The organism is Blautia sp. DFI.3.45 (assembly GCF_020593505.1).
Lineage (GTDB): Bacteria > Bacillota > Clostridia > Lachnospirales > Lachnospiraceae > Blautia_A > Blautia_A wexlerae.
In genome coordinates, this window is sequence record NZ_JAJDMI010000024.1 from 15,396 (window position 1) to 29,109 (window position 13,714).

General features: G+C 45.2%; 13 protein-coding genes. 12 read left to right on the top strand and 1 reads right to left on the bottom strand.

Annotation, left to right across the window (positions count from 1 at the left end):
- Nucleotides 1-8 precede the first annotated feature (8 nt).
- Complete coding sequence (locus tag LJE09_RS09945) at nt 9-1,034, bottom strand: ribonuclease H-like domain-containing protein (protein WP_062807658.1); 1,026 nt, start codon at nt 1,032-1,034, stop codon at nt 9-11.
- Between the two features lie 184 nt (nt 1,035-1,218).
- Here LJE09_RS09945 and rsxC point away from each other — a divergent pair, with 184 nt between their 5' ends.
- From rsxC to LJE09_RS10005, 12 genes are all read left to right on the top strand, one after another.
- Nucleotides 1,219-2,535: an electron transport complex subunit RsxC gene (rsxC, locus tag LJE09_RS09950; RefSeq protein ID WP_008704338.1), complete on the top strand. Its 1,317-nt coding sequence runs from the start codon at nt 1,219-1,221 to the stop codon at nt 2,533-2,535.
- Nucleotides 2,536-2,550: 15 nt separating this feature from the next.
- Nucleotides 2,551-3,528 carry an RnfABCDGE type electron transport complex subunit D gene (locus LJE09_RS09955; protein ID WP_008704337.1) on the top strand — a complete coding sequence of 326 codons (978 nt, stop codon included), beginning with the start codon at nt 2,551-2,553 and terminating at the stop codon, nt 3,526-3,528.
- On the top strand, nt 3,525-4,133 hold the full coding sequence (locus LJE09_RS09960; RefSeq protein WP_008704336.1) for an RnfABCDGE type electron transport complex subunit G: 609 nt from the start codon (nt 3,525-3,527) through the stop codon (nt 4,131-4,133). Before LJE09_RS09955 ends, LJE09_RS09960 begins: the two co-directional genes overlap by 4 nt.
- Complete coding sequence (gene rsxE / locus LJE09_RS09965) at nt 4,133-4,843, top strand: electron transport complex subunit RsxE (protein ID WP_227311282.1); 711 nt, start codon at nt 4,133-4,135, stop codon at nt 4,841-4,843. Before LJE09_RS09960 ends, rsxE begins: the two co-directional genes overlap by 1 nt.
- A 6-nt stretch (nt 4,844-4,849) precedes the next feature.
- Nucleotides 4,850-5,425: an electron transport complex subunit RsxA gene (gene rsxA / locus LJE09_RS09970; protein ID WP_008704334.1), complete on the top strand. Its 576-nt coding sequence runs from the start codon at nt 4,850-4,852 to the stop codon at nt 5,423-5,425.
- 13 nt (nt 5,426-5,438) lie between these two features.
- Nucleotides 5,439-6,230, top strand: a complete 792-nt coding sequence (locus LJE09_RS09975; protein WP_008704333.1) for an RnfABCDGE type electron transport complex subunit B — start codon at nt 5,439-5,441, stop codon at nt 6,228-6,230.
- Nucleotides 6,231-6,365: 135 nt separating this feature from the next.
- A complete protein-coding gene (gene ruvA / locus LJE09_RS09980) occupies nt 6,366-6,974 on the top strand; it encodes a Holliday junction branch migration protein RuvA (protein WP_118614691.1) in 609 nt (202 codons plus the stop codon).
- Nucleotides 6,975-7,053: 79 nt separating this feature from the next.
- Nucleotides 7,054-8,058 (top strand): Holliday junction branch migration DNA helicase RuvB, encoded by a 1,005-nt coding sequence (gene ruvB, locus LJE09_RS09985; RefSeq protein ID WP_008704331.1) that lies wholly within the window; start codon nt 7,054-7,056, stop codon nt 8,056-8,058.
- A 134-nt stretch (nt 8,059-8,192) separates the two neighbouring features.
- Nucleotides 8,193-8,600 carry a cell division protein ZapA gene (zapA, locus tag LJE09_RS09990; RefSeq protein WP_008704329.1) on the top strand — a complete coding sequence of 136 codons (408 nt, stop codon included), beginning with the start codon at nt 8,193-8,195 and terminating at the stop codon, nt 8,598-8,600.
- Between the two features lie 128 nt (nt 8,601-8,728).
- The gene (locus LJE09_RS09995) at nt 8,729-10,924 is read left to right on the top strand and encodes a U32 family peptidase (RefSeq protein WP_118614693.1); all 2,196 of its coding nucleotides are present in this window, start codon (nt 8,729-8,731) and stop codon (nt 10,922-10,924) included.
- A 5-nt stretch (nt 10,925-10,929) separates the two neighbouring features.
- On the top strand, nt 10,930-12,303 hold the full coding sequence (locus LJE09_RS10000) for an FtsW/RodA/SpoVE family cell cycle protein (RefSeq protein ID WP_118614695.1): 1,374 nt from the start codon (nt 10,930-10,932) through the stop codon (nt 12,301-12,303).
- On the top strand, nt 12,212-13,714 hold the full coding sequence (locus LJE09_RS10005; RefSeq protein WP_215679841.1) for a peptidoglycan D,D-transpeptidase FtsI family protein: 1,503 nt from the start codon (nt 12,212-12,214) through the stop codon (nt 13,712-13,714). The genes LJE09_RS10000 and LJE09_RS10005 overlap by 92 nt, the downstream gene beginning before the upstream one ends.

Sequence of the window (13,714 nt, forward strand, 5' to 3'; positions counted from 1 at the left end):
AGGATTTTTCAGACGCATTCTAGAGTTCCAATCAGACAGGAAAGCGTATATGTCAGATATTGCTTCTGCTGTACGGGAGAACTGAGGAAGGCATCGGAGCAGGTAAACCAGGTGTAACAGGTATTTCTGGTTGCTGCTTTCCGGTGCTTTCTGTCAATTCCGGATCCGAGAGATTTCGGGATAACCGTATCCTCCTCCGGGAGATAATAGTAATCCTTATAATCTGCATAGTATTGTTTCAGTTTCCCGTCAGTTGTTTTGATAATTAAATTGATTTCTTCGTCTTTTCCTGTCAGATAGAAGTCGGTGTTTCCATTGGAAAATTCCTGTGGCAGTGTGCAGGGGAGCTTCAGCTTCAGGATCAGGTTGTCTCCGTCAAATTCGCTGTATGTAACTTCATAATCTCCATCATAGATGCAAAGATATCCCAGCATATCAAAAATTCTTCCAAGTCCCAGCACATCCTCCAGGTTATGTCCAAGGATTTCATCAGCTGTAAAGGCATCTCTTTTTTTCAGAAAATCTTTGTAAAGTTTAATGCATTCCTTACCATTATCATAAATCCTGTCTTTGATCCCCAGAAATTCTTCCATGCAGGGCTGCTTCATGGCAGACAGTTTTAAAAGTGACTTTAACGGTTTTAATGTCAGGTAGAGATCCAGCGACTGTTTTCCCGTAAACGGAGAGGGAATTCCATATTTTTCATATCGTGCTTCCAGATATGGCTGGTCGAAGCGGTCTCCGTTGTAGGAAATCAGCAAATTACATTGCTGAAGAAATTGTGAAAAAATTCTCAGAATTGTCTCTTCTTCACTTGCATTTTCCGCCATCCATTGATAAAAATTCCAAGTTTCATCTTCAATTCCAACAGCTCCGATCAGGTATAAATACGTGGAATTTCTTGATAATCCGGTGGTTTCAATGTCGTAAAAAACAGGTGTAAAATTGTATTTTTGGAAGAATTTTCCGGTGAAAAATTTAACAGTCTCAAAGTCTGGAAACCCTTGTAAAATGGGCATTTTTTTAACAATCATGTTAATAATTTTTCCTTTCTGAAATTGTATTCAATTATACACAAGAAAATGAAATTTGGGTAGTGCTTTTTTTGAAAAAATGGTTTATATTATAAACAGGTTGATAAAAATGTACAAAAAAGTATATGGATTTTATCAAAAATAGAGCACTTTGGTGGTGCTTAATATAAAAGGAGGGAACGAAATGGGAATTTTAACCTTTAAGGGTGGTGTTCATCCTTATGACGGAAAAGAATTATCCAAGAACAGTCCGGTAGTGAAATATCTGCCAAAGGGAGATATGGTATATCCTCTTTCCCAGCATATCGGTGCTCCGGCTGCAGCGATAGTTCAGAAGGGAGACCATGTGCTCGCAGGACAGAAGATCGCAGATGCTGCGGGGTTTGTCTCATCACCGATCCATTCGTCTGTTTCCGGTACGGTAAAAGGAATCGAACCGCGCCTGACAGCAACAGGTTCTATGGTCAATTCCATTATCATTGAGAATGACCAGCAGTATGAAAGTGTGGAATTTACTCCTGCACGTCTGGAAGATCTTTCGAAAGAGGAAATTCTGGCGAGAATTAAAGAAGGCGGAGTTGTGGGAATGGGCGGCGCCGGATTCCCCACACAGGTAAAGCTTGCGCCAAAGGAACCGGACAAGATCGATCATATCCTTGTAAACGGTGCCGAGTGTGAACCCTATCTTACCAGTGACTACAGAAGAATGCTGGATGACTCTGAGAAGCTGATCGAGGGCTTAAGAGTTATGCTGAAGCTCTTTGACAATGCGAAGGGATACATCTGTATTGAGGATAACAAGCCTGACTGTATTGCGAAACTGAAAGAAATGGTAAAAGATATTCCACGTATTGAAGTAGCAGAGCTGATGACCAAGTACCCACAGGGTGGTGAGCGTTTCCTGATCAAGGCTGTCACAGACAGAGAGATCAACTCTGCCATGCTTCCGGCAGATGCAGGATGCGTAGTTGATAACGTAGATACCGTAATTGCTGTTTATGAAGCCGTTATCCTTGGAAAACCTGTTATGGACCGTATCGTGACAGTAACAGGACAGGGGATTAAGAATCCGCAGAACTTTGATGTCCTTTCCGGAACAGATATGGCAGAGCTGATTGAAGCTGCCGGCGGACTGACAGACAATGTATCCAAAGTAATTTCAGGTGGTCCTATGATGGGATTTGCCATGTATGACACTCATGTACCATGTATTAAGACAAGTTCCGCATGTCTCTGTCTGGAGAAGGATGATGTGGCAGATGCCGAACAGACTGCATGCATTAACTGCGGCAGATGTGTAGGAGTCTGTCCCGGCCATGTCATTCCTGCAAGACTTGCAACCTTTGCAGAGCATGGTGACATGGAGAGCTTCCAGAAATTTGATGGTATGGAGTGCTGCGAATGTGGCTGCTGCAGTTATATCTGCCCTGCCAAGCGTCCGCTGACCCAGATGATCAAATCTATGCGTAAGATGGTTCTGGCAAGCCGTAAGAAAAAGTAAAAGGGGGACATCGTAATGGATCAGATGTTACATGTATCATCCAATCCCCATGTCCGGGATAAGATGACAACAAGCAAAATCATGCAGCTTGTGGTACTGGCGCTTCTGCCGACCACACTGTTTGGAATTTATAATTTTGGCCTTCGTGCCTTACTGGTAGTAGTGATCACCGTCGCTTCCAGTGTATTCTTTGAGTGGATTTATGACAAGCTGATGCATAAGAAGAACACAATTACAGACTTCAGTGCAGTTGTTACAGGTTTATTACTTGCATTAAATATGCCTGCATCAATTCCGCTCTGGATGCCTGTACTTGGCAGTGCATTTGCGATCATCGTTGTAAAACAGCTCTTCGGTGGTCTGGGACAGAACTTCATGAACCCGGCACTTGCAGGAAGATGTTTCCTGATGATCTCTTTCGCAGGAAAGATGACAGATTTCGCAGTAAGCGACAGCTTCAGAGGTGTGGTAGATACTGTATCCGGTGCAACTCCTCTGGCAGCTCTGAAACAGAATGGATTTACAGACAGTTCTGTATCTGTATTACATATGTTTATCGGTGATATCCAGGGAACTATCGGTGAGACTTCTGCCCTTGCGATCCTGATCGGAGCAGCAATCCTTCTGGTTTTCAAGGTGATCGATCTGAAGATTCCGCTTACCTATATTGGAAGTTTCGCAGTATTTGTAATCCTTTACATGCTTGGAACAGGCAAGGGATTTGACGTGAACTATCTGTTCAGCCACATCTTCGGCGGTGGTCTTATGCTTGGTGCATGGTTTATGGCTACAGACTATGTCACAACACCGATCACACCAAGAGGACAGTATGTATACGGTGTCTGTCTTGGTGTACTGACTGCGGTCTTCCGTCTCTTCGGCGGTTCCGCAGAGGGCGTATCCTATGCGATCATTTTCTGCAACCTGTTAGTTCCGATGATCGAACGTGTGACTCGTCACCCGGCATTTGGGAAAGGGGGCAAAAAGGCATGAGTAACAGAATTATCAAAGATACCATAGCCATTACAGTGATCACACTGGTGGCAGGACTTGCCCTTGGTGTAGTCCAGGATATTACGGCAGATCCTATTGCAAAGCAGGAAGCACAGGCGAAACAGGATGCGTATAAGGCAGTATTTGCAGATGCGGACAGCTTTGAGACAGTGGATGTGGATGCGGATGCCATGCAGTCTTATCTGGATGAGAACGGATATGCAGCACAGTCCATAGATGAGACTATGCTTGCCAAGGATGCTTCAGGCAATGAACTGGGATATGCATTTACAGTAACCACTTCCGAGGGTTACGGCGGAGATATCCAGTTTGCAATGGGTATCCAGGATGACGGTACCTTAAATGGAATTTCCATTCTTTCTATCGGTGAGACCGCAGGTCTTGGTATGAGAGCAAACACAGATGCATTTAAGGATCAGTTCAAAGATAAGAACGTAGACAAATTTGAATATACAAAGACCGGTGCCACAGCGGATGATCAGATCGATGCGTTAAGTGGTGCCACTATTACAACGAATGCCATGACAAACGGTGTTAATGCCGGATTATGTGCATTCCAGTATGAGAAAGGGGGAAATCAGTGATGAAACCAAACACACCTGCTGAACGTTTATATAACGGAATCATCAAAGAAAATCCTACCTTTGTACTGATGCTTGGTATGTGTCCTACACTGGCTATCACCACATCTGCAACCAATGGTATCGGAATGGGACTTACTACAACAGTGATCCTTGCAGCATCCAACTTAATGATCTCTCTTCTGAGAAACTTTATTCCGGACAGAGTGCGTATGCCTGCATTTATCGTAGTTGTTGCTTCCTTTGTAACAGTTGTACAGCTTCTTTTACAGGGATTTATCCCAAGTCTGTATGACTCCCTTGGAATCTATATTCCTCTGATCGTGGTTAACTGTATCATCCTTGGACGTGCAGAAGCATATGCATCCAAGAATAAACAGATTGCCTCTCTGTTTGATGGTATTGGTATGGGTCTTGGATTTACCTTAAGTATCACCTGTATCGGTGCAGTACGTGAGCTGATCGGCGCAGGTTCTCTGTTCGGACATCAGATCCTTCCTCTGGCAGATGCTGCAGCAGGTAAGGCTGGTTATGAACCGATCACAATCTTTATCCTGGCACCCGGAGCATTCTTTGTTCTGGCAGCGCTTTCTGCATTACAGAACAAATTCAAAATCGGTGCAGCCAAACGTGGCATTGATCCAAGTAATCCTGATTGCGGCGGAAGCTGTGCAGCCTGTGGCAATACCATGTGTAAGGGAAAAAGGGGGTAATGGATTATGAAAGAACTTTTGATCATACTTGTAAGCTCAGCGATTGTAAATAACGTAGTCCTCAGCCAGTTCCTTGGCCTCTGTCCTTTCCTTGGTGTTTCCAAGAGTGTTGAGACAGCAGCCGGCATGGGCGGTGCGATCATCTTCGTTATTACACTGTCATCTTTTGTGACAGGTATTATTTACAATGCTATCCTGGTTCCTACGAACCTGACTTATCTGCAGACTATCGTATTCATCCTGCTGATCGCGGCGCTGGTACAGTTTGTAGAGATGTTTCTTAAGAAGACAATGCCTTCCCTGTATCAGGCACTTGGTGTGTATCTTCCACTGATCACAACAAACTGTGCGGTTCTTGGCGTTGCCCTTACAAACGTGCAGAAAGAGTATAATGTTCTTCAGGGAACAGTGAACGGATTTGCAACAGCAGTGGGCTTTACTATTTCCATCGTGCTGATGGCTGGTATCCGTGAGAAAATCGCATACAATGACATTCCAAAATCCTTCCAGGGATTCCCTACAGTTCTGCTGACAGCCGGACTGATGGCAATTGCCTTCTTCGGATTTTCAGGACTGATTTAAGGAGGGGACTGGTATGAATATAGGAGCAATTATCGCGGCAACTGTACTGGTTGCGGCAGTAGGCCTTTTTATCGGTGTTTTCCTTGGCGTTGCCGGTAAGAAGTTTGCTGTGGAAGTGGATGAGAAGGAAGTTGCTGTTCGTGAGGCGCTTCCCGGTAATAACTGCGGTGGCTGTGGTTATCCCGGCTGTGATGGTCTGGCAGCAGCGATCGCCAAAGGTGAGGCACCTGTAAATGGATGTCCGGTAGGCGGTGAGCCTGTCGGAAAAGTAATCGCAGCGATCATGGGACAGGAAGTTGTGGAGACTACCCGTCAGGTGGCGTATGTGAAGTGTGCGGGTACCTGTGAGAAGACGAAGGATAATTATGAGTATACAGGTGTGGAAGACTGTGAGATGATGGCTTTCATTCCCGGTGGTGGTGCGAAGTCCTGTACTTATGGATGCCTTGGTTTTGGAAGCTGCGTGAAGGCCTGTCCGTTTGGGGCGATTGATGTTGTGAACGGTGTGGCGGTTGTTGATAAGGAGGCTTGTAAGGCCTGCGGTAAGTGTGTTGCCAAGTGTCCGAAGCATCTGATCGAGCTTGTGCCCTATGAGCAGACTACGTTTGTGCAGTGTAGTTCTCATGCGAAAGGTAAGGCTGTTACTTCTGCGTGTGAGGTTGGCTGTATCGGATGTAAGAAGTGTGAGAAGACTTGCCCGAATGGGGCGATTACGGTTGATAATTTCTGTGCGCATATTGATTATAGTAAGTGTACGAATTGTGGGGCTTGTAAAGAGGTTTGTCCGAGACATATTATTCAGTAATGGGAGGAAGAACTGCTGTGTGAAGGCATGGCGGTTCTTTTTTTTCGATTAAGGGACGCGAATATATGTTTGCGTTATGGGGTGGGATGTGGTATGATGAATCGGAAGTGATGAATTTGGGACGGAGGATGTATCATGATTGCGTTTGTTCATGGAATGGCTGTGGATATGACTGAGAGCTCGGTGGTTGTTGAGGCCGGGGGGATTGGTTATGAGATATATATGACGGGGGCAGATTTGTCTGAGATTCGTATGGGGGAGGATGTGAAGGTCCATACTTATTTTAGTGTGAGAGAGGATGCCATGAAGCTGTATGGGTTTAGGGCTAAGGATGATCTGCAGATGTTTAAGCTGCTTCTTGGCGTGAATGGTGTGGGGCCGAAGGCTGCGCTGGGGGTTCTGGCGGGGATTACGGCGGATGAATTGAGGTTTGCAATTCTTTCGGATGATGTGAAGACGTTGTCGAAGGCTCCGGGTATCGGGAAGAAGACGGCTCAGAAGCTGATTCTTGAGCTGAAGGATAAGATGAAGCTGGAGGATGCGTTTGAATTTAAGCTGGCTCATGAGCAGGAGAGGGCAGCAGTGGGAGCCGGTGGGGTTTCGGATGGCAGGCAGGAAGCTGTTGAGGCTCTGGTTGCGCTGGGATACAGCAGTGCGGATGCGCTTCGTGCGGTGCGTAAGGTTACGGATGTGCCGCCGGATGATGTGGAAGGTCTTTTGAAGGCTGCACTGAAGAATTTTTAACTGAAGCAGGACTTTACGCTCTGGTAGATTGGATTGCCTGTATTGTTATAGAATTGTTATAGGTTAGGATGGGTAACAGATGGAGAAACGTATTATAACTACGGATGTGACGGAGGAGGATTTTTCTCTGGAGGGGAATCTCCGGCCGCAGACGTTGGATGATTATATTGGTCAGGAGAAGACCAAGAGTACTTTGAAGGTTTATATAGAGGCTGCGAAGCAGAGGCATGATGCATTGGATCATGTTTTGTTTTATGGTCCTCCGGGGCTTGGTAAGACTACTCTTTCGGGGATTATTGCCAATGAGATGGGGGTTCATATGAAGGTGACTTCCGGGCCGGCTATTGAGAAGCCGGGGGAGATGGCTGCGATCCTTAATAATCTGCAGGAGGGAGATATTCTGTTTGTGGATGAGATCCACCGCCTGAACAGGCAGGTGGAGGAGGTCCTTTATCCTGCTATGGAGGATTATGCTATTGATATTATGATCGGGAAGGGAGCTTCTGCCAGGTCTATACGTCTGGATCTGCCGAAGTTTACACTGGTGGGGGCGACTACCAGGGCAGGACTTTTGTCTGCACCTCTTCGTGACCGTTTTGGTGTGATGCATCATCTGGAGTTTTATACTCATGAGGAGCTTAAGACGATCATCATCCGTTCTGCTCAGGTTCTTGGAGTGGAGATTGATGAGAAGGGTGCGGCTGAGATTGCCAAGAGATCCAGGGGAACTCCGAGGCTTGCCAACCGTCTGCTGAAGAGGGTTCGTGATTTTGCGCAGGTGAAGTATGATGGACGGATTACTTATGATGTGGCGTGTTTTGCGCTGAATCTTCTGGAAGTGGATCAGTATGGTCTGGATAAGATTGACAGAAGGATTCTTCAGACTATGATCGTGAATTTTCAGGGTGGTCCTGTGGGACTGGAGACTCTGGCTGCGGCGATAGGGGAGGATTCCGGTACGCTGGAGGATGTGTATGAGCCTTATCTGCTGCAGAATGGATTCCTGAACCGTACGCCGAGAGGACGTATGGCATCGGCGCTTGCGTATGAGCATCTGGGCTATCAGATGCCGGAGAAAAACTGAAGTTAAGGGCGTAAAAATATAAAAAAGTAAAAGTTTTTTAAAAATTCCTATACATTTCGACTGCTTTCGAGTATAATGAAGTAAATGTCCGGGGTTCCGGGCAGATTGAAGGAAGATACAGGAGGCTCGTACGGATGGCGGTCAAAAATACAGCAAAGGTAATCATAGGTGGTAAGATTATTACGCTGGGAGGCTATGAATCGGAAGAATATTTTCAGAAAGTAGCATCCTATATAAATAAAAAGATGGATGAGTTAAGTGCTATGCCGGGTTACAGCAGACAGCCCATGGAGACCAAGCATACACTTATCAGCCTGAATATTACAGATGACTATTTTAAGGCAAAGAAACAGGCGGAGGTTTTTGAACAGGATTTACAGCAGAAGGATCAGGAGATGTATGATCTGAAGCATGAGCTGATCTCGCTTCGTATGCAGATTGAGGAAGCGCAGAAGCATGAACAGGAAGCCCTGGAACAGAAGAGCCTTCTGGAGGGAAAGAATAAGGAACTGGAAAAGCAGATTGATGAGCTGCTGAAATAACAGAGGGGGGATTACTTCGGTGATTTCCCCTTTATGATTTGTTTCATATGTATTCGATTTGAATATTATAGCAATGCTCATAAATAATGCATTTAAGATGACTGTTATAGAAAACGTGAGGTATAGAATTGAGAAGAGAAGAGATTGAACTTCTGGCACCTGCCGGTTCCTATGAGGGATTTGAGGCAGCGATCGGTGCAGGTGCAGATGCGGTTTATGTAGGGGGAGCAGCCTTTGGCGCGCGGGCCTATGCGAAGAATTTCGGAGAGGAAGAGCTTTTGCGTGCCATTGATACTGCTCATATCCATGGCAGGAAACTTTATCTGACAGTGAATACGCTGTTGAAGAACAGGGAACTGTCTGAACAGTTGTATGATTATCTGCTTCCATATTATAAGGAAGGTCTGGATGCGGTGATCGTTCAGGATATGGGTGTGTTTAAGATGATCAGGGAGATGTTTCCGGGTATGCATCTTCATGCCAGCACGCAGATGACTGTGACAGGTCCGGAGGGGATGAAGTTTCTGGAAGAACAGGGTGCTTCCAGAGTGGTAACTGCCAGAGAACTTTCCCTTGAGGAAATCCGGAGGATGCATGAGACAAGTCCTATCGAGATTGAATCTTTTATCCATGGAGCTTTATGTTACAGTTATTCGGGACAGTGCCTGATGAGCAGTATCCTGGGTGGAAGAAGCGGTAACAGAGGAAGGTGTGCACAGCCTTGCCGTCTGCCTTACCAGACAGCGCTTTGTTGCGGGGAAAATGGCAGACGGTCAGAGAAAAGGAAAGCGCAAGAACTATGTCCTCTGAGTCTGAAAGATATTTCTACGATAGAGATTCTTCCGCAGATTCTGGAGGCTGGTGTTACTTCTCTTAAGATAGAGGGCAGGATGAAGCAGCCGGGATATACAGCAGGGGTAACTTCTGTATATCGGAAGTACCTGGATCTTCTTTTTGAGAAGGGAGCTGAGAATTACAGGGTAGCAGAGGAGGATAAGAGATATCTGCTGGATCTGTTTAACAGGGGAGGTTCCTGTACCGGTTATTATCAGATGCAGAATGGTCCGTCCATGATGGCATTCAGCAATGAGAAGAAAACAGGAGATGTCAGTCCTGTATTAAGAAAAAAGAAAGAAAAAATTCAGGGAACATTCATTCTTTTTCCGGGAAGTCCTGCTATACTGGATGTGTCATGCAGGGGAATCCATGGATCTGCGTCTGTGGGTGAGGTACAGTATGCGCAGAACCAGCCGCTGACAGAGGAGCGCATCCGTTCACAGATGGAGAAGCTTGGAAATACAGAATATGAGTGGGAAAATCTGGAAATCCAGATGGATGAGAATATTTTTATCCCGATGAAAATGCTGAATGAGGCGAGAAGAGAGGCACTGGAATCTCTGGAAAATGAATTGCTCAAACCATATAAGAGAGAAGAAAATAATGGGAAGAAACGCTTATCAGAGGATGCCGGAAGAAAAGCAGATTCGCCAAAGCAGAAAAATCTTCCGATTTATATTTCCTGTGAAGAAAAATCCACTGCACTGGCGTTATATAAAAGAGAGGGGATACATGGAATGTATCTGAACGCTGATGCCATGGAGGTCTGCCTGGATGACTGTGTAAGCAGAGGAATGGAGATGTATCTGTCTCTTCCGCATATTATGAGAGGTGAGATGCCCCGGGAGCTTCTCACCAGGATCAGAGAGTGGATGGACAGAGGAATGACAGGATTTCTGGTAAGAAATCTGGAGACTTTTGCAGTTCTGCGAAAGGCAGGTCTGGCTGAGAAATGTGTTCTGGATCACGGTATGTATACATGGAATGATGAAGCTGCTGATTTCTGGAAAGATCAGAAAGTCCTCAGAAATACGGTACCGCTTGAGCTGAACGAAGGGGAAATCCGCCACAGAGATAACCGGGACAGCGAGATGCTGATCTACGGATATCTGCCTCTTATGATATCGGCCCAGTGTGTGCATAAAAATCTTTACGGATGTAATCATAAGGAAGAAGGGGTAACTTTAAAAGACCGTTACAATAAAGAATTTACGGCGAAATGTATATGTAACCCATGGAAAACTGAGAATACAGATTTCTGTATACCCTGCTATAATATCATTTACAACAGTATCCCTTACGGCCTGTTGAAAGAGAAATCACAAATAGACAGACTTGGTGTCTCTTCCCTGAGACTTGCATTTACCATTGAGAAGCCTCAGGATGCGGTGAAGATATATGAAGAGTTCAGAGTTGTTTATCGTGATGGGAAGAATCCTCCGAAACGGGAATATACAAAGGGACATTTTAAAAGAGGAGCCGAGTAAGGCATATGATTAATGTAATTGTAGAATTATCCAAGTATGTGATCCTTACCCTGATGGTGATTTATGCCTTTCACTGTTTCTATCTGGTGAAACAGCAGAGTGAGGAGGAGAGAAACGAATCGCTGCGCCAGCAGCTGATGCTTATCTTTTTTATGGATTTCACTGCGTTTCTGGTCATCTACCTGAAGACAGGTAAGTTTCAGGTCGTGTTATTTTATATCGAAATGATGGCATTTTTTGCGGGAATCCAGATTTTGTACAGGATTTTTTATAAGAAAGCATCGATTTTACTGCTCAACAATATGTGCATGCTTCTCAGCGTAGGATTTATTATGCTGTGCAGGCTGGATGTTTCCACAGCTACCAGACAGCTGGTGATCGTGGCAGGCGTGAATGTGGTGGCATTGATTGTACCTGTCCTGATCAGGAAGATGAAATTTCTCAAGGACCTGACATGGGTTTATGCGGGAATCGGAATCGTTTTGCTGGCGGCGGTATTTGTGCTTGCAAAGACAAGCTATGGAGCAAAACTTTCCCTGATGGGAATCCAGCCTTCAGAGGCGATAAAGATTACATTTGTGTTCTTTATGGCGGCATTGCTGAGAAAAGGTGCTGATTTTTCAAAAGTGATCCAGGCTACGGTAGTGGCGGGACTGCATGTGGGGATTCTTGTACTTTCCAGAGACCTTGGAAGTGCAGTGATCTTCTTTGCGGCATATCTTGTGATGATTTATGTGGCATCCAGAAATGTGGGATATCTGGCACTTGGTCTTGCAGGCGGATCTGCAGGGGCAGTTGTCGCATATCATCTGTTTGGCCATGTGCGTCAGAGAGTGACAGCCTGGAAGGATCCCATGGCGGTATATCAGAATGAAGGATACCAGATCGTCCAGTCACTGTTTGCCATTGGAACCGGCGGATGGTTTGGAATGGGATTGTGTCAGGGTTCGCCTGAGAAGATCCCTGTTGTCAAGAATGACTTTATATTCAGTGCAATCTGTGAGGAACTGGGTGGGATTTTTGCAATCTGCCTGATCCTGGTATGTATGAGTTTCTTTTTGATGATCGTAAATATTGCGCTTAAGATTAAGAAACCATTCTACAAACTGATCGCACTTGGACTTGGTACGGAATATGCATTTCAGGTATTTCTGACAATTGGCGGAGCAACGAAATTTATCCCTATGACAGGTGTAACTCTTCCTCTGGTCAGCTATGGAGGAAGTTCTGTCGCGTGTACAGTACTGATGCTGGCGATTATTCAGGGATTGTATATTTTGAGAGAAGATGAGGACGAAGAAATTGAGAGATATCGAAGAAAAGGAACGGCGCAGAGAGTTGAAGAAGCGCCAGAAGCGCAAAGCCCGGGAGATTTCTGAAAAGAGAAGGCCCCGTAACAGAGAGTATACACTGGTATCCTGCTTTTTTGTGCTGATCTTTGTCAGTATGATCGGATATCTGATCTACTTTAATTATGCAAAGAGCGATGATTTTATCAATAGTCCCTATAATACAAGGCAGGATACTTTTTCAGACAGGGTTGTAAGAGGTAAGATCATATCTGCAGATGGGCAGGTGCTTGCCCAGACCAATGTTTACGAAGACGGAACAGAGGAACGTACTTATCCCTATGCAAATATGTTCGCTCATGTAGTCGGATATGACACTAATGGAAAAAGCGGACTGGAATCAGAGGCGAACTTCCAGCTTCTGACTTCTCATGAATTTTTCCTGAACCAGATGAAAAATGAGTTTAAGAATCAGAAAAATACGGGTGATTCTGTGATCACGACGTTAAACGCAGATCTTCAGTCAACTGCCTATAATGCACTTGGTGACAGGAGAGGGGCGGTTGTTGCCATAGAACCCTCTACAGGTAAGATTCTGGTGGAAATGAGCAGACCGGACTTTGACCCGAATACTATTTCCCAGAACTGGGACACACTGGTAAATGATTCCAATGACAGCAGTCTGTTGAACAGAGCTACAAACGGAGCCTATCCTCCGGGATCTACATTTAAGGTGGTAACTGCCCTGGACTATTTCAGAACCAAGGGCAGTCTGGAGGGATTTTCCTATCTCTGTGAGGGAAGTATTACCAGAGAAGATCACACGATCAGGTGCTATGGCGGAACTGTTCATGGACAGGAAGATTTTTACAGTGCTTTTGCCAATTCCTGTAACAGTGCATTTGCAGAGATCGGAACCATGCTCGGAGGCAGTTCTCTGAAAAAAACAGCCGAGGATCTTCTTTTTAATAAGAGTCTTCCGCTTTCTTCCTATAAAAAGAGTACTTTTACATTAAATGGAAAATCTTCTGTTGCAGAGGTTATGCAGACTGCCATCGGACAGGGTAATACGTTGGTATCACCTATGCATATGGCGCTGATTACTAGTGCGATCGCCAATGGCGGGGAGCTCATGAAGCCTTATCTCATTGATTCTGTTGTAAGTTCAGATGGAGAGACAGTGAAGACAACAGAGCCGGAGAGCTATAAACGTCTGATGACAACAAATGAGGCGAATATCCTTGGAAAGCTTATGAAAGGTGTTGTGGAAAACGGAACCGCATCGGCTCTGAACGGAAGAGGATATACAGTGGCAGGCAAGACTGGATCAGCGGAATTTGATGAGAATGGTTCCAGTCATTCCTGGTTTATCGGTTATTCCAACGTGGATGATCCGGATCTGGTAGTTGCGATCATTGTTGAGAATGGCGGTACCGGAAGTGAAGCAGCAGTGCCCATCGCAGGGCAGATATTTGATGCGTATTATTATGATAAGCAATAA